This window comes from Pseudomonas sp. WAC2, from assembly GCF_030403525.1.
Taxonomy (GTDB): Bacteria; Pseudomonadota; Gammaproteobacteria; order Pseudomonadales; family Pseudomonadaceae; genus Chryseomonas; species Chryseomonas luteola.
On record NZ_JAUEPD010000012.1, the window covers coordinates 21,581 to 39,692 of the forward strand.

Sequence of the window (18,112 nt, forward strand, 5' to 3'; positions counted from 1 at the left end):
TAACGGATGCAGGATCCCCCATCCATCGGCTACCATCCAGCCAAGGCCTATTTGAGAATGCAGTATGTATATCTACCGGTTGGTCCTGCTCCTGGTTGTGGGCATCTACCTGTTTTCCCCTGCCATCATGGATTGGTGGATCGACCCGACTGGTGCCTGGTATCGCCCTTACCTACTCTGGCTGATTCTGATCGTGGTTACTTTTATTCTTCAGAGCCAACGCGATGCCGATGAGCTTTAGTATTTCCCAACTGCTTGCCATCAGCGCAGGTTATCTGCTGATTTTCTTTGGCGTAGCCTGGATGACCGAGCGAGGCTGGGTCCCCCGCCGCCTGGTCAGACATCCGATCATCTATACCCTGTCGTTAGGTGTCTATACCAGTGCCTGGGCCTTTTATGGAACGGTTGGCCTGGCTTACGACTATGGGTACGGCTTTCTTTCCTATTATCTGGGTCTATGTGGCGCATTTTTGCTGGCGCCTGTACTGCTCTACCCCATTCTGCGGCTGACACGTGTCTATCAGTTGTCCTCACTGGCAGACCTTTTCGCCTTTCGCTTTCGCAGCACTTGGGCAGGCGCCCTCACGGCCCTGCTGATGGTAGTTGCCGTTCTGCCATTATTGGCCCTTCAGATCCAGGCGGTCGCTACCAGCACCGGCATTCTGATCAGCGCACCGGCACAGGACGGCCCGGCACTGGCCTTCTGCTTTCTGATTACGCTATTCGCCATGCTGTTTGGCGCGCGACAGATTACCGCTCGCGAACGCCATGAAGGACTCGTGGTAGCAATTGCTTTCGAATCACTGGTCAAGCTCATCGCGCTAGGTGCTGTTGGCCTGGTAACGCTCTATACCGTGTTCGATGGTCCATCTGGGCTTGAAACCTGGCTGACCCAGAATCAGACAGCACTTTCCACACTGCATACGCCCTTGCAGGAAGGCCCCTGGCGGATCCTGCTCCTTGTCTTTTTTGCGGCGGCCATCGTGATGCCACACATGTATCACATGGCGTTCACGGAAAACCTGAGCCCCCGTGCCCTTGTCAGCGCCAGCTGGGGCCTTCCGTTGTTCCTGTTATTGATGAGCCTGGCTATTCCACCGATTCTCTGGGGCGGTCTTGCTCTTGGAGCGCCCACGAGCCCGGAATATTTCACATTGGGCGTGGGCATGGCGCTGGATAAACCGCTGCTGGCGCTGGTAGCGTTTGTAGGAGGCCTGTCCGCCGCCAGCGGCGTGATCATCGTGATGACCATGGCCTTGTCTGGCATGGTGCTCAACCACCTGGTGCTGCCCCTGTATCAGCCACCTACCGACGGCAATATCTATCGCTGGTTACGCTGGACGCGCCGCGGATTGATTGCAGCCATCATCATGGCCGCCTATGGGTTTTACCGCCTGATCGGTAATCATAGCGACCTGTCGAGTCTTGGCATTGTTGCCTTTGTGGCCACGGTGCAGTTTCTACCAGGCGCATTATCCGTTCTCTACTGGCAGACCGCCAATCACCGCGGATTTATCGCAGGCCTTCTGACCGGCATGGGCCTGTGGACGCTGACCATGCTGCTGCCGGCGCTTGGCTTCATGAAAGGCTTCGAAGTCGGTCCTTTCTCCTACTACATCGATGCCACCAACTGGCACTTGGCAGCCCTGGCGTCACTGGCCGCTAACGTTCTGGTGTTTGCACTGGTCTCTCTGTTCACCGAAGCCAGCGATGAGGAAAAAAGCGCGGCGGAAGCCTGTGCGGTGGATAATGTCAGACGGCCCCAGCGGCGGGAGCTGATTGCCGCCTCGCCCCAGGAGTTCGCTACTCAGCTGGCCAAGCCCCTGGGTGCCAAGACCGCCCAGAAGGAAGTAGAGCGCGCCCTCAGCGATCTGCTGCTTCCCTTCGACGAGCGTCGCCCGTACGCGCTACGTCGGCTCAGAGACCGTATCGAGGCCAACCTGTCAGGCCTGATGGGGCCACGGGTCGCCCAGGATATCGTCGAAACGTTCCTGCCTTACAAGGAAGGCAGCGAGGCCTATGTCACCGAAGACATCCATTTTATTGAAAGCCGTCTGGAAGATTATCAGTCCCGTCTTACAGGTCTTGCAGCCGAACTGGACGCCTTGCGTCGTTACCACCGGCAAACCCTGCAGGAACTGCCCATGGGTGTTTGCGCGCTGGCCCAGGACTGCGAGATCCTGATGTGGAACCGGGCCATGGAGCGGCTGACAAACATCGACTCAGTGCAAGTTGTAGGCTCGCGCCTTTCGGCACTACCTGAGCCCTGGAAAGCCCTGTTCGAACGCTTTCTCCGCTCTCCCGACCAGCATCTATACAAACAGCGCCTGGCACTCGACAGCAACCAGCGCTGGCTCAATTTGCACAAGGCGGCCATCGACGAGCCTCTTGCCCCCGGTAACAGCGGCAACGTTCTGGTCGTGGAAGACATCAGTGAGACCCAACTGCTTGAGGATCGACTGATTCACTCCGAGCGCCTCGCCTCTATTGGCCGCCTCGCAGCAGGAGTCGCCCACGAGATTGGTAATCCGGTTACCGGTATTGCCTGCCTGGCACAGATCCTTCAGGAAGAACGCGAAGCGGATGCAGAAATTCAGGAGATTAGCGGACAGATCGTCGAGCAGACACGCCGCATCACCCGCATCGTTCAATCGCTGATGAGCTTTGCCCATGCCGGTGGTCGGCAACATGACCCAGAGCCGGTCAGACTGTTAGATACTGCACAAGAAGCCATCTCGCTGTTGTCGCTTAACCGCCGCAGCGTCGATGTCGAGTTCCAGAACCTGTGCGATCCGGAGCACTGGGTCAAAGGCGACCCGCAACGGCTTGCTCAGGTATTGATCAATCTATTGTCCAATGCTCGCGATGCCTCGCCACCCACCGGCACGATTAAGGTGCGTAGCGAAGCCCGTGGGCAGACGGTAACGCTTATCGTCGAGGACGAAGGCTCCGGCATCCCAAAAGCCATAATCAGCCGTCTTTTCGAGCCCTTCTTTACAACCAAAGACCCTGGTAAAGGGACGGGACTTGGCCTTGCTCTGGTCTATTCCATCGTGGAAGAGCATTATGGAGACATAATGATCGACAGCCCGATCGACCTTGTGCAAGGCCGCGGTACGCGTATACGTGTGAATTTGCCGCGTCATTTTGAACAACCTGATCGAGCCGTAACCGGAACGTAGAGCGGAAACGAGATGCGCCACTGCCTGGCGCCTCCGCTCTGCCACCGTCGAGAGAGCCCAATATGGCACATATTTTGATCGTCGAAGACGAAACCATCATTCGCTCGGCCCTGCGCCGATTGCTCGAGCGCAATCAGTTTCAGGTCAGCGAGGCTGGCTCTGTGCAGGAAGCGCAGGATCGTTACGACATTCCATCGTTCGACCTGATTATCAGTGACCTGCGCCTACCCGGTGCCCCTGGGACTGAGCTGATCGACCTGGCTGCAGGCAAGCCGGTGCTGATCATGACCAGCTATGCCAGCCTGCGCTCTGCCGTAGACTCCATGAAGCAAGGCGCTGTCGACTACATCGCCAAGCCATTCGACCATGACGAGATGCTGCAGGCGGTTGCGCGCATTCTCATCGAGCGCGAACAGGCCCCGCAGCAGACACCGCCGGAGCGTCCAGCCACTCGCGGCGAAGCGCTGCCAGTCCACGACAGCGACATTGGTATCATCGGCAGTTGTGCTCCCATGCAGGATCTGTATGGCAAGATTCGCAAGGTTGCCCCTACCGATTCCACCGTGCTTATTCAGGGGGAGTCCGGTACGGGCAAGGAGCTGGTGGCTCGTGCACTTCATAACCTGTCACGTCGGGTAAAAGCACCTCTGATTTCTGTGAACTGCGCTGCCATTCCCGAAACGTTGATCGAGTCCGAACTGTTCGGCCATGAGAAAGGAGCCTTTACAGGTGCTAGCGCAAGCCGCACCGGCCTGGTCGAGGCAGCTGATGGCGGTACGCTCTTTTTGGACGAAATCGGCGAGCTGCCGCTGGAAGCTCAGGCACGCCTGCTGCGTGTCTTGCAGGAAGGCGAGATTCGCCGCGTCGGCTCGGTGCAGTCGCAAAAGGTCAATGTCCGCCTGATTGCAGCCACTCACCGTGACTTGAAGACATTGGCCAAGACCGGGCAATTCCGGGAAGACCTCTATTATCGTCTGAATGTTATTTCCCTGCGCCTTCCGCCGTTGCGTGAGCGAAGCAATGACGTGCTGGAAATCGCCCGCGTATTTCTGGCCCGCCAGTCCAACCGCATGGGTCGCGAGGCCATGCATTTCAGCCAGGAAGCTGAACTCGCCATTCGCCATTACAGCTGGCCGGGTAACGTTCGGGAGCTGGAGAATGCAATCGAACGAGCCGTCATTCTCAGCGAGAAGAACGAAATCGAACCGGACCTGCTCGGCATCGATATTGAACTGGAAGATTTGGACCTTTCCGAACACTTCCTGGATCCACTCGAGACGCCTCTGGGCTCCTCCAATGTCAGCCATGAGCCTACGGAAGACCTCTCCCTGGAGGACTACTTCCAGCACTTCGTACTTGAACATCAGGACCACATGACCGAGACCGAATTAGCCCGCAAGCTTGGCATAAGTCGCAAGTGCTTGTGGGAGCGACGTCAACGGCTTGGTATTCCGCGCCGAAAAACGGGCGCTACCAGCACCGACCTGTCCTGATAGACAGAAAACGCATCGTTACCGATGCGTTTTTTTTGCGGGTAACACAGGGCCATCATTTCAGAATGTGTTACCGCCGTAACATCAGGCGAGGTTAACGGTAACGAATTTCTTATGTTGCCCGCCTCAAAAAACACTACATATTTTCATAAGCCTTTGTTTTAAAACGATTTTCAAAAGTTGGCACAGCATCTGCTTTATATCTGGCACAACAAAAATAAAAAATCAGTAAAACCCCTAATAAAAATAAGACGTAACGACTCCAGCACAATAAGAACAAGCAGGCGGAGGCGTAGCTAACTGATCATTTTGGAGAAGAGTCGATTGCGGAGCATTTGCCCCGTACCAGTCCGAGAATAATAAAACTGCCCTGAGGCAGCACCTGCACTGGATAGATCAATTGTGATCATGACGACATCAGCGTCCAAAGTAATCCGTTTGCTCTTGGCCCCAAATTTGGGAGCCCTCCTGGCGGCAGGTATCCGACCAGGACGGACCAGACAAGAAAAACAACAGGTTCGATATAACAATAAAAACAAAGCACGTACCAATTTGGGGGGGAGCTTCGGCTCCCCCAGTGCCTTAAGCTTCACGCCAGCCATCATTCAAGATCCCCTCCTATAATGCTAGAATCCGCCATAACCGCGGGTTTCCGCTCGCTCCGCCGACCTCAAGAACAGTGCTATCAATGCTGAAAAAGCTGATCCAGTCCCTGCGTTCGCCATTACGTCGCGCACCCAGTAAGCCTGAACTACCTATCGTGATTCCTCGTAGCCAGCACGCGCTGGAGCGTGAACAGATTAGTCGCCATGCCCTGAGCGTTGTGGATCGGCTGGAGAAGGCTGGCTACCAGGCCTATCTGGTCGGTGGTTGCGTAAGAGATCTGATGCTGGGCGTTGAGCCGAAGGATTTCGACGTCGCGACCAACGCAACGCCTGAGCAGGTACGCGCTGAATTTCGCAATGCACGCGTCATTGGACGTCGCTTCAAGCTGGTCCACGTACATTTTGGCCGAGAGATCATTGAAGTGGCGACTTTCCGCGCCAATCACCCCGAAGAAGAAGAGGATGAAGACTCCGTTCACTCCGCCCGCCACGAAAGTGGACGCATCCTTCGCGACAACATCTATGGCAATCAGGAGCAGGATGCACAGCGGCGTGACTTCACGATCAATGCCCTGTACTACGAAGCTACCCAGGAACGTATCTTCGATTATGCCAATGGCGCCTCGGATATTCGTAATCGCCTGATTCGCCTGATTGGAGATCCCGAGCAGCGCTACCAGGAAGATCCAGTACGCATGCTGCGAGCCGTACGCTTCGCGGCTAAGCTGGGCTTCGAGATCGAAGAGCAGACAGCAGCACCTATTCGCCGCCTGGCACACCTGTTGAGGGATATCCCAGCCTCCCGTCTGTTCGATGAAGTGCTCAAGTTGTTCCTGAGCGGTAACGCAGAGCGCACCTATGAGCTGCTGGTCACCTATGATCTCTTTGCCCCTCTGTTCCCGGCAACAGCTGAAGCGCTCGAAAAGAACCCTGAATACACAGGCCGTCTCATCAAGCAGGCGTTGGCCAATACGGACGCACGTATTCGTGAAGGCAAGCCGGTAACACCCGCCTTCCTGTTTGCAGCGCTGCTCTGGCCTGCCCTTCCCGCCCGCGTGGATTACCATCAGGAAAAGGGGCTGCCACCGATTCCAGCCATGCAGGAAGCGGCTCACGATATTACGCTCGAGCAGTGTCGCCGGATCGCCATTCCCAAGCGCTTTACCATTCCCATGCGCGAGATCTGGGACATGCAGGAGCGCTTGCCTCGCCGTCAAGGCAAACGCGCCGATATGCTCTTGGAAAACCCCCGCTTCCGGGCAGGCTATGACTTCCTCCTGTTGCGTGAGAGCGCCGGCGAGCGTACCGGTAACCTGGGTCAATGGTGGACGCGTTATCAGGAAGTCAGCGACAGTCAACGTCGAGAGATGATTCGTGAACTGAGTCAGGAAGACGGCAAGGGCGCGGTCCGCAAGCGCCGCCGTGGCGGTGGGTCACGCAAGCGTCGCACACCTGGCACCGACAAACCTACCCCGCCAGCGGAGTAATCGATGGAGCGTGTTTACATCGGGCTCGGCAGTAATCTGGCGGAGCCCCGTACCCAGCTTGAATCAGCGCTGGCGGCGTTGAATACGCTTCCGCAAAGCCGACTTGTATCCCGATCCTCCTTTTATGGAAGCGACCCATTGGGTCCGGCTGATCAGCCCCGCTATGTAAATGCTGTCGCAGCGCTTGATACCGCTCTGGAACCACTTGCGCTGCTGGATGAGCTGCAAGCCATCGAGCAACAGCAGGGTCGAGTCCGCAAGGATGAGCGCTGGGGCCCCAGAACACTAGACCTTGATATCCTGCTATTCGGCAGCCACACGATCAATGAGCCCCGCCTGACCGTACCGCACTATCACATGCATGCCCGGGCGTTCGTTCTCTACCCTCTGGCCGAAATTGCCTCGGGTGAGTTGCGCCTGCCCGATGGCAGCCTGTTGCAGGCTCTGCTGGACGAGTGCCCGTTCGCAGGCCTGGAGCGACTGCAATAAGGGGCTTGCAAGTCATAGTGTTACAGTAACGTTCCGGTAACACATCGTGATTGACTTCCCCTGAACTCGCCGAGACTATAGGCACCCACTTGCCTGGCCATCCCTTTGTTACTGCCTACAGACAGGCTGTGTCCACTGCAGAATTGGCAGGCAAGCGACGAGATCTGTAGTTCGCTACAGCCATCAACCAGAATAAAAAGATACGACTGTATGTCCCCAGCTATTCAGGACACAGCCTGAAGAGGAAGTTTGATATGCCTGAGGTTACCCTCACCACTTTGCAGGCGCTGAAACAGCGCGGTGAAAAAATCACCATGCTGACCTGCTATGACGCAACCTTTGCCCATACGGCTAGCCAGGCGGGCGTCGAAATACTGCTGGTAGGCGATTCCCTGGGCATGGTCCTTCAGGGCCACGACAGCACCCTGCCTGTTACCACAGCCGATATGGCCTATCACACGGCCTGTGTAAAACGCGGCAATCGTGGCGCACTTATCGTGGCCGATATGTCCTTCATGGCTTACTCGACACTGGAACAGACCTTCCAGAATGCTGGCGCACTGATGCAGGCCGGCGCGCACATGATCAAGCTGGAAGGCGCTGCCTGGCTGGCAGAACCCATTCGCCAGCTGGCTGAACGGGGCGTTCCGGTCTGCGCGCACCTGGGCCTTACGCCTCAGTCAGTAAATGTGTTTGGTGGCTTCAAGGTACAAGGGCGTGATGAGGCTCGCGCCCAGCAGCTGCGTGAAGATGCCAAGGCGCTTGAGGCAGCCGGAGCTGCCATGATTGTGCTTGAGTGTGTCCCCAGCCCGCTGGCGGCCGACATCACACGCGCTGCCAACATACCGGTCATCGGTATCGGTGCCGGCGCGGACACGGATGGGCAGGTACTGGTCATGCACGACATGCTAGGCCTTGCTCTGACAGGCCGCTCACCCAAGTTCGTGAAGAATTTCATGGCCGGCCAGAGCAGTATCCAGGAAGCCTTCACAGCCTATGTCCAGGCCGTTAAGAGCGGCACCTTTCCCGCACCAGAACACGGATTTTCGGCATGATTACCGTACACACTATCAGCGAGCTGCGAAACGCAGTCGCTGAGGCCCGCCGCTCAGGCAAGCGCATCGGTTTTGTTCCCACCATGGGCAATCTGCATGCAGGCCATGTCGCCCTGGTTGAAACAGCGCGGGTCCATAGCGATTTCGTGGTTGCCAGTATTTTCGTCAATCCGCTGCAGTTCGGTCCCACCGAAGACCTGGACAAATACCCGAGAACGCTTGCCGCTGACCAGGAGAAACTGGCAGCGGCCGGCTGCGCAGTTCTGTTTGCACCTGCCGTATCGGAGATGTATCCCGAAGGGATGGACCACCAGACGCGGGTCAGCGTCCCGGTCGTTTCGGAAGGCCTGTGTGGCGGCAGCCGCCCCGGTCATTTCGAAGGCGTCGCCACGGTTGTCAGCAAGCTGTTCAACATGGTCCAGCCTGATGTCGCTGTGTTTGGTGAAAAGGACTACCAGCAGCTTGCCGTCATCCGCAAGATGGTCAATGACCTGAACATGCCTATCGAGATCATAGGTCAGCCTACCGTTCGAGACACCGATGGGCTGGCACTATCATCACGTAACGGCTACCTCAATGGCGAACAGCGCGCCACGGCCCCTTGCCTGTATAGCCTGCTGAAACAAGTGGCCGAGCGTATCCAGGCAGGTCGCCGCGATTACCCTGCCCTGCTCGACGAGGCCAGACAGCAGCTTGAAGCGGATGGCCTGCGAGTGGATTATCTGGAGCTTCGTCAGCAAGGCACATTGCGCCCGGCGGCAGAAGCCGATCGGCAACTGGTAATACTATTGGCCGTCTATGTTGGCAACACGCGGTTGATTGATAATTTGTCATTCGAGCTTGATATCTAATCAGCAGGATGAGCACCGCTTCGCTAAAGCCCGGAACACCCCGGGCTTTTTCGTGTCTGACGGCCATCATTAGCTTGACTGACGCGCTCTATCTGGCGTGCTATAGCCGGGCGTGCCACAAGCTTTATCCCAAGATGTAGTGCACAACGTACGACAATACCTACAGAAGGAAGCGAATCCCAATGGAGTATTACAAACAGCCTATCAACGTTACCGAGTTGAAGTCCTGGCAGGCACTGACAGAACATCGTCAGGAGATGCAGTCCTTCATTATGCGTAATGCGTTCGCGGCGGACCCAGGACGCTTCAAGCAATTTTCATTGAGCGCCTGCGGGCTGTTTCTGGACTACTCCAAGAACCTGCTAACTCAGCAGACTCGCGACCTGCTAATCAACCTGGCACGTGAAGCAAACCTTGAAGGCGCGATCAAGGCGTTATTGTCAGGCGAGCCCGTCAATTCCTCGGAAAATCGTCCTGCACTCCATACAGCCCTGCGCCGCCCGCTAGGCGACAAGGTGATGGTGAACGGGCAGGATGTCATGCCGGAGGTACATCGGGTACTGGGCCGCATGACCGACCTGGTCAACCGTATCCATAACCGCCTCTGGCGAGGACACACAGGCAAGCCGATCACAGATGTCGTCAATATCGGAATTGGCGGCTCCTTCCTCGGGCCCCAACAGGTTGCCGAGGCACTCACGCCTTACGCACAGTCGCAGGTCCGCTGCCATTACCTCGCAAACATCGATGGCAGCGAATTCCATGAGCTGGTGACCGGCTTGGAAGCCGAAACGACCTTATTCATCGTTTCCTCCAAATCCTTCGGTACCCTGGAAACCCTGAAAAACGCCCAGGCTGCACGTGCGTGGTGCCTTGGCCAGGGCTGCGCCGAGCAGGATCTGCATAAGCATTTCATTGCAGTCTCCAGCAACGTGAAGACAGCCGTTGAGTTCGGGATCAGCGAAGAAAACATTTTCCCGATGTGGGATTGGGTTGGGGGCCGTTACTCGCTGTGGTCGGCAATCGGCCTGCCTGTTGCCATTGCCATCGGTGTATCCAATTTCAAGGAATTGCTGGCCGGCGCCTATGCTATGGATCAGCACTTCCTGAAGATGCCCTTCGAAAGCAACCTGCCCGTGCTGCTGGGCCTGCTGGGTGTGTGGTATGGCAACTTCTGGGATGCTCAGAGCCACGCTGTACTGACCTACGATTACTATCTGCGCGACTTCACCAAGCATTTGCAGCAGCTGGATATGGAGTCCAATGGCAAGCGTGTTCGCCAGGACGGTACTCCCGTCGCCACGGCAACCGGCCCGGTCATCTGGGGTGGCGTAGGCACCAATGGGCAACACGCGTATCACCAGCTGATGCACCAGGGCACCCCGATGATTCCATGCGATTTCATCGTGCCGGCCTCCAGCCATCATCCCATTGCTGACCATCACCCCTGGTTGTATGCCAATTGCCTCTCCCAGAGCCAGGCCCTCATGCGCGGCAAGACGCTTGAAGAAGCGGAAGCCGAACTGCGCGCTAAGGGCCTGCCTGATGAGCAAGTAGCATTCCTGGCTCCGCACAAGGTCATCCCGGGCAACCGCCCCAGCAATACGCTGGTATTCGAGCGCGTAACCCCGAGCAGCCTAGGCGCCCTGGTGGCGCTCTATGAGCACAAGGTATTCGTACAAAGCGTGATCTGGGGTATCAATGCCTTTGACCAGTGGGGCGTAGAGCTGGGTAAAGAGCTGGGTAACAGCGTCTATCAGCATTTGGTTGGCAATGGAGAAGAGGCTGCGGAAGATGCCTCGACTCAAGGTCTGATCGAGTACTTCCGCCAGCACCATCGCGGCTGACCAATCCGCTCCGCTCAAAACGCCGCTCTTGCGGCGTTTTTTATTTTTACCTACGACTTTCGGCCAGAAATACACACACTCTATCGCCTGGCTGAACCCCATCGCCCAAATAGCGCCTAATGTGGATGGAAGCGGAGAACAACCACAACAGGAGCCCGCCATGTCGGAACACCATCGCTACCCCGTGCCCGAAGCAGTGCAAAAGCAAGCCCTTCTAGATAAAGAAGGCTATGAGCGTCTCTATCGCCAGTCCATTGAAGACCCTGAGCGCTTTTGGGGTGAGCAGGCCAAAGCCATGCTTGACTGGTTCAAACCGTGGGATGAAGTTCACCATAGCGATCTGGCCAAGGGTGAAGCCTCATGGTTCAAGGGTGGTCAACTGAATGTGTCCTACAACTGTGTCGACCGCCATCTGGACAAGCGTGCGGACCAGGTCGCCATTATCTGGGAAGGCGACAATCCCTCCGATTCCCAGAAGATCACCTACCGTGAGTTGCACCAGAATGTTTGCAGGCTGGCTAACGTTCTGAAGGCGCATGGCGTCAAGAAAGGCGACCGTGTGTGCCTGTATCTCCCCATGATTCCTGAAGCGGCCTATGCCATGTTGGCCTGCTCCCGGCTGGGTGCGGTCCACTCCGTGGTGTTTGGCGGTTTTTCTCCCGATGCCCTGCGCGACCGTATCCTGGATGCCGATTGCCGTACCGTCATTACCGCCGATGAAGGGACCCGCGGCGGCAAATGTGTCCCGCTCAAAAACAATGTGGATAAGGCCTTGTCCTCATGCCCGAATGTTTCCAATGTGATCGTGGTACAGCGTACCAAGGGCAATATTGCATGGACCGAAGGTCGGGACGTTTGGTACCACGACGCCGTGCAAAACGTTAGTGATGAATGTCCAGCCGAACCGGTGGATGCGGAAGATCCGCTCTTCATCCTCTACACCTCGGGCTCGACCGGTAAACCCAAAGGGGTATTGCATACCACCGGGGGTTACCTGCTGGGCTCTGCAATGACCTTCAAGTATGTATTTGATTATCACGAAGGTGAGATCTTCTGGTGCACCGCGGACGTCGGCTGGGTAACCGGCCACAGTTACATCGTCTATGGTCCCTTGGCCAATGGGGCAACAACGCTGATGTACGAAGGCATGCCCAGTTATCCGGATGCCTCACGCTTCTGGCAGGTCGTGGATAAGCATCAGGTCAACATCTTCTATACAGCCCCTACCGCCATTCGGGCGCTAATGCGTGAGGGAGACGCCCATGTGCACAAAAGCTCCCGCGCCAGCCTCCGCTTGCTGGGTAGTGTAGGCGAGCCCATCAACCCTGAAGCGTGGGAATGGTACTACCGCGTCGTAGGTGAGAAGCGCTGCCCTATTGTCGACACATGGTGGCAGACCGAAACAGGCAGCATCCTGATCGCACCGCTCCCTGGCGCAACGGACCTAAAGCCCGGCTCGGCTACACGCCCCTTCTTTGGCGTTCAGCCTGTTCTTCTGGACGACAAAGGCAAGGAGATCGAAGGCCCTGCCGCAGGTGTTCTGGCTATCAAGGCCAGCTGGCCCAGCCAGATCCGAAGCATCTATGGCGATCATCAACGTATGATCGATACCTACTTCAAGGCTTACCCCGGCTACTATTTCACCGGCGACGGTGCCCGCCGTGATGAAGATGGGTATTACTGGATTACCGGCCGCGTGGATGACGTAATCAACGTATCCGGCCACCGGATCGGCACGGCAGAAGTGGAAAGCGTGCTGGCTTTACATGACGAAGTGGCCGAGGCCGCTGTAGTAGGCTGCCCCCATGATGTAAAAGGCCAGTGCGTCTATGCATTTGTCACCCCAATGGGCGGTGTGCAACCCACGGATGAGCTGAAAAAACGCCTGCTGGCTCAGGTCAGTTCCGAGATTGGCAGCTTTGCAAAACCGGACTTCCTCCAGTGGGCGCCGCGGCTACCCAAGACACGCTCTGGCAAGATCATGCGACGTATCCTGCGCAAGATTGCCTGTGATGAGCTGGACACTCTGGGCGATACCTCCACCCTGGCTGATCCTTCCGTCGTGCAGGAGCTGATTGAGCATCGGCAGAATCTTGCAGCCAAAAAGTGAGTAAAACCGCCGCCGGGCATAGCGTTGGATGTCTGGCGGCTCGTTATCCATTAAGCTTTACGTGATGAAGCATCATTTGGGGCTGTAATGGAAATCCTGCGACGCCGTATTGAAAGTCAGGTCATGAGCCTTACCGGGCTAAGCCTGGGCGGAGTCGATTACGAAAACCCACCTGGGGACCCTGGCCTGTTCGGACCTGATTCCGCCTGCTGGAAGGTACACAGTGACTTTACCTGCATGATGATCGGCGGGGTCGCCGCCCTGCTTCTACAAATGCTGCATCCCTTGGCACTGGCAGGTGTCTGGGATCACTCCCGCTTTCGAGAAGATATGCTGGGCCGATTACGGCGTACCGGCCAATTCATTGCCGCCACCACCTTTGGCAACCAGGCCGATGCACAACGGTTGATCGAAAAAGTCCGGATAATTCATGGCCATATCAAAGGAGTTGCCCTGGATGGACGCCCTTACGCAGCCGATGATCCTGATCTTTTGACGTGGGTACATGTCGCGGAGGTGAGCAGCTTCCTGAAAGCCTACCTTCGCTATTTCAATCCCCACTTTTCCCTTGCGGAGCAGGACCGCTATTACCGCGAAGTTTCTCTGATTGCCAGGCAACTAGGCGCCCAGCAAGTCCCGGTATCACGAATAGAAATCGAACATTACCTTAACACGATGCGCCCAGAGCTGGTCTGCGATGAACGTACGCGTGAGATTACGCAGATCCTGCTCTCAGCCCCAGCTCCCAGTGCGCTGGCCAAGCCATTCGGTTCACTGATCATGAGAGCAGGGATTGATCTGCTACCCGAATGGGCCGCTCAGCAACTGGATATTCTGCCCGGCCACGCGGAGCGGCATCTGGTAAGGGCCGGCGTCAATCGTACAGCTCCCCTGTTACGCTGGGCGGTTCGCAACGGCTCCTCACATCGGGCGCGCCGCCGCATGGGTCAGCCCAACAAGCCCTGATCGGTCGCACGGCAGCCCACAATAATCTGTATTCTGTACGCCTTTATTGCTCTTCGCCTCAAGGCCTGCCCATGCAAACCCTTTTCTCCGCTCTGGACGCAGCATTGTCCCGCCGTGAGTCGCTCCTGGCACGACTCCACACCCAGGGTACGGACTGCTATCGACTGTTTCATGGATCACAGGAGGGAGCAGCAGGACTTACGCTCGACCGGTACGGCCCGCAATTACTGATTCAGAGCTTTCACGCCCCTGTCGAAAATGACGTGATCCTTGCACTGCATCAGCAGGTTCAGCGTTTTTTGGGCCAGGAATTATTTCTCGTTTATAACGACCGGTCGCAAGGCAATTCCCGGATTGATCGAAGCAGCACCGCCCATACAACCGAACCAGATGCACTGGAGGCCACCGCTGCTCACGAATGGGGCTTGACCTATCGTGTGCGGGGCCGCCATGCCGGCCAAGACCCGTTACTCTTTCTTGACTTGCGTAACGCGCGAGGCTGGGTCAAGCAGAACAGCCAGGATAAGTCAGTCCTGAATCTCTTTGCCTATACCTGCGGTGTAGGACTCTGCGCTGCGGCTGGTGGAGCACAGGAGGTCTGGAATCTGGACTTCGCTACGCGCAATCTGGCTGTAGGTCAGGAAAACGGTACTCTCAATCCTTCATTGCCGCCCATGCAGTTCGTTCAGTCGGACTATTTCCCCGCTATTCGCCAGCTAGCCGGCTTACCTATCACTCATCGTCGAGGCCAGCGCTTGCCCAGTTATCCTCGCCTGGACCCAAAGCAATTTGACCTTGTGTTTCTTGATCCACCGGCCTGGGCCAAAAGTGCCTTTGGAACGGTAGACCTTCAGCGTGACTATCAAAGCCTGCTCAAACCAGCGCTCCTAGCTACTGCCGAAAACGGCACCCTGGTGTGCTGTAACAACCTGGCTAAAGTCTCCATGGCAGAATGGCGCGAGTCTGTTCTGCGCTGCGCCAGTAAACAGGGAAGACCGGTACGTGACTGTCAGGTTATCGCGCCAGACGAGGACTTCCCGTCCTTTGACGGCCAACCGCCCCTTAAGACCTTGATTTTACAGTTGTAAAGATCACGCTTTGCGCATGCTGCCGTTGGCACCACAGCAGCACGTGCGATACTGGAGAGCACTCTTGATGGATAGACGCCATGCCCAAAGCATTGAAACGCGCCGCCATTGTGTTGTCGCTCCTCCTGCTGTATTGCCTGCTTGGTTTTCTGATTCTCCCGCGCGTTGCGTTGCACGTTGCAAACCAGCAGTTGACGCGTTACACCACGCAGCCTGCTCAGATTGATGAGATCACCTTCAATCCCTTCACATTTGAAGTAGAACTGAAGGGGTTTCGCATTGGTTCTCCCGAACACCCCGTCTTGGCAGCCAAGCGCCTCTATGCTGACCTTGAGCTGAACAGCTTATGGCGAATGGAAGCACATCTGGCGCGTCTGGAGCTGGAAGAGCCCGTTGTCGACGTTAGGCTCGAGAAAGACGGTACGCTAAATCTTACCGAGCTGTTTAAAACGCCTGAGAATTCCGACCCTCAAGACAAGCCTACGGCAAATTCAACCGAGCAACCCTTTCCCTTGACCATCGATGCTCTTGTCCTTCAGAAGGCCCAGGTGCATTACCGAGATCAACAGCTCAAACAGCCCGTCGAAGTGAGTTTCAACCCCATTGATCTGACCCTGAAAAACATCGGCACCCGTACAGAAAATCCAGGCCGCTACAGCCTGAATGCCCAAGCAGGCCAGGATGGTGCACTCACAAGCGAAGGAACGCTCCACTTGGTCCCTTTCACCCTTAATGGCTCTCTGGAACTCAAGGAGGCTGCGCTGGCCCCCTGGTGGGCCTACGTCAGCGAAGCGCTACCGCTTTCACTCGATAAGGGTCGGTTGAATGGGCATGCTCAGTACCACCTCGAAACAGGAAAAACCTTTCAACTACAACTGTCCAAGACCAGCCTGAGCCTTGATGAGCTTTCCAGCAAAGCAGTCAATGCCACGCCACAGATACATCTAAACCACCTCGCTATTGCCGATGCCACACTGGACCTGACCAAACGCCAGATTCATCTGGGAAAGCTCGAGACCCGAAACTTGGAGGCCTGGGTCTCTCGGGATCGGGACGGTCAGCTGGATTGGGCCAAGCTGTTCACCTTCCCGGAGCAACCCGAGGCGTTGCCCGACACACCGAATTGGCAGATCAGCCTTGGCAAGACTGACCTACAAGGCGGCCGCCTTCATCTAAAAGACCTGGCCGCTTCAGCACCAGTGGATCTGGACATAAAGGACATCAACCTGGCGTTATCCAGCCTTGATCTGGCAGGCCAAATGCCGACCACGGTCAACCTCAACGCTCAAGTTGGTCTACATGGGCAGCTTGAGGTTAGCGGTGAGCTGACATTGAATCCTGTGACTGCTCGCCTGCATATCATTAACAATGATATCGATCTACGCCTAGCCCAAGCCTATATTGCCCCCTATATCCGTCTTGAAGTGCGGAGCGGCATGCTGGCAAGCGACATCAACCTCTCCCTCCATGATACAGCGCCTCTTGCCTTGTCCGTGACCGGGCAGGCCCAGCTCACCCAGCTGCATACTCTAGATACCCAGCGCCAGCGTGACTTCCTGCGCTGGCAAACGCTTACGCTCAAAGGTATCAGCTACGAGCATGGCCAGCGTCTCGCCATTGATGACATTACCCTGCTGCGCCCCTATGCCCGTCTTATTATCAACGAAGACCTGACCACCAACTTTCGTCAGCTGCTGATTCCTCAACCCAAAGACGAAGCACCTGACGACACCACTCCGCTAACCCTGCACATCGGCGGTATTCATGTCGTTAACGGCTCGGCCAATTTTGCAGACTATAGCCTTACGCCCAGCTTCATAACGGCTATTCAGGAGCTGAACGGTCAGATCGGCACGCTGGATACAAAGGCCTCCGATCCGGCGGAAATAAGCCTGACCGGCAAGGTGGATCGCTTTGCACCCGTCAATATCAAAGGTCGTCTGAACCCACTGGATCCGCTTAACAAACTCAACGTGACAGCAGCATTCCGTCATGTTGAACTTACAACCCTCACGCCCTATTCCGGAAAATTCGCCGGCTATGCCATCCGCAAAGGGCGCCTGGACCTGGATCTCAACTACCGGATCGACAACAGCAAGCTGGATGCTCAAAACCATCTGGTATTGGATCAGCTTGAGCTAGGTGAACGGATTGACAGCCCTGATGCCGTCGACCTGCCTGTCAGGCTTGCGGTTGCGCTACTCAAGGACTCCCACGGCAGAATTGACCTGACTCTCCCTGTCGCGGGTAACCTCAACGACCCTAACTTCAGCGTGGCGCCCATCATCTGGCAAACGATGCGTAACGTCATTGCAAGGGCTGTCCAATCGCCCTTCAAGATGCTGGCAGGCTTGGCAGGTCGAGCAGAAACGGACCTCAACGAGATACCCTTTGAAGCGGCCTCGGTCAACTTGACGGGTGAGGCGCGTCAGTCGCTCGATACGCTGGCCCAGGCGCTAAAAAATCGTCCGCAGCTGCAGCTGGATGTAGAAGGCCGTAGCGCGGTTGAGATCGATGGCCCTTCACTTTCTGCGCAGCGCTTGGAGCGCGAATTCCAGACACAATACTACAATTTGCTGCAGCGGCGAGGCGACAAGGTTCCCGCAGATGCCACCCAGCTTGCCGTACCGGAAGATATGCGACCTGCCTTGCTGGAGGGGATTTACCGTACCCGCCTTAAACAACAGCCGCCTGCCGAGTGGACACACCTGAGCGATACCGAGCGGCAGCAGCGTCTGAGTGCCGCCATTCTTGATTCATGGAAAACGAGTGATCTGCTTCTGCGACGACTGGCACAGGCGCGTGCTCAAAACATCAAGCAATACCTCGTAGAAAAGACCGGGCTTGAGGAAGGGCGTATTTATTTAATTGATGTCAATACAAGCCAGCAAGGCAATAATGGGCGTATCGCGGCACAACTTCATCTTGGCAGTAGCTAG

Annotated in this window: 12 protein-coding genes; all 12 read left to right on the forward strand. The window is 56.4% G+C overall.

From position 1 onward, the window contains the following. The first annotated feature begins 64 nt into the window (after nt 1-64). The 12 genes from QWJ10_RS21615 (at nt 65) to QWJ10_RS21670 (ending at nt 18,112) form a co-directional block, all read left to right on the forward strand. The gene (locus QWJ10_RS21615; protein ID WP_010796831.1) at nt 65-241 is read left to right on the forward strand and encodes a hypothetical protein; all 177 of its coding nucleotides are present in this window, start codon (nt 65-67) and stop codon (nt 239-241) included. Next, nucleotides 225-3,182, forward strand: coding sequence for a sensor histidine kinase (locus QWJ10_RS21620; RefSeq protein ID WP_074829436.1), 2,958 nt, complete (start codon nt 225-227; stop codon nt 3,180-3,182). The genes QWJ10_RS21615 and QWJ10_RS21620 overlap by 17 nt, the downstream gene beginning before the upstream one ends. 62 nt (nt 3,183-3,244) lie before the next feature. After that, on the forward strand, nt 3,245-4,675 hold the full coding sequence (locus QWJ10_RS21625) for a sigma-54 dependent transcriptional regulator (RefSeq protein ID WP_019367421.1): 1,431 nt from the start codon (nt 3,245-3,247) through the stop codon (nt 4,673-4,675). A 688-nt stretch (nt 4,676-5,363) separates the two neighbouring features. Then, a complete protein-coding gene (locus QWJ10_RS21630; RefSeq protein ID WP_122043650.1) occupies nt 5,364-6,767 on the forward strand; it encodes a polynucleotide adenylyltransferase PcnB in 1,404 nt (467 codons plus the stop codon). A 3-nt stretch (nt 6,768-6,770) separates the two neighbouring features. Further along, nucleotides 6,771-7,256, forward strand: a complete 486-nt coding sequence (folK, locus tag QWJ10_RS21635; protein ID WP_289929648.1) for a 2-amino-4-hydroxy-6-hydroxymethyldihydropteridine diphosphokinase — start codon at nt 6,771-6,773, stop codon at nt 7,254-7,256. Nucleotides 7,257-7,510: 254 nt separating this feature from the next. Next, the gene (panB, locus tag QWJ10_RS21640) at nt 7,511-8,311 is read left to right on the forward strand and encodes a 3-methyl-2-oxobutanoate hydroxymethyltransferase (RefSeq protein ID WP_019367423.1); all 801 of its coding nucleotides are present in this window, start codon (nt 7,511-7,513) and stop codon (nt 8,309-8,311) included. Continuing rightward, nucleotides 8,308-9,162, forward strand: a complete 855-nt coding sequence (gene panC, locus QWJ10_RS21645) for a pantoate--beta-alanine ligase (RefSeq protein WP_125888605.1) — start codon at nt 8,308-8,310, stop codon at nt 9,160-9,162. Before panB ends, panC begins: the two co-directional genes overlap by 4 nt. A 182-nt stretch (nt 9,163-9,344) precedes the next feature. Beyond that, nucleotides 9,345-11,009, forward strand: coding sequence for a glucose-6-phosphate isomerase (pgi, locus tag QWJ10_RS21650; RefSeq protein WP_289929649.1), 1,665 nt, complete (start codon nt 9,345-9,347; stop codon nt 11,007-11,009). A gap of 160 nt (nt 11,010-11,169) precedes the next feature. After that, on the forward strand, nt 11,170-13,119 hold the full coding sequence (acs, locus tag QWJ10_RS21655; protein ID WP_197873319.1) for an acetate--CoA ligase: 1,950 nt from the start codon (nt 11,170-11,172) through the stop codon (nt 13,117-13,119). Between the two features lie 87 nt (nt 13,120-13,206). Continuing rightward, nucleotides 13,207-14,085: an oxygenase MpaB family protein gene (locus QWJ10_RS21660; protein ID WP_125888608.1), complete on the forward strand. Its 879-nt coding sequence runs from the start codon at nt 13,207-13,209 to the stop codon at nt 14,083-14,085. Between the two features lie 71 nt (nt 14,086-14,156). Next, on the forward strand, nt 14,157-15,173 hold the full coding sequence (locus QWJ10_RS21665; protein ID WP_239382177.1) for a class I SAM-dependent methyltransferase: 1,017 nt from the start codon (nt 14,157-14,159) through the stop codon (nt 15,171-15,173). 80 nt (nt 15,174-15,253) lie between these two features. Beyond that, nucleotides 15,254-18,112, forward strand: coding sequence for a DUF748 domain-containing protein (locus tag QWJ10_RS21670; protein WP_289929650.1), 2,859 nt, complete (start codon nt 15,254-15,256; stop codon nt 18,110-18,112).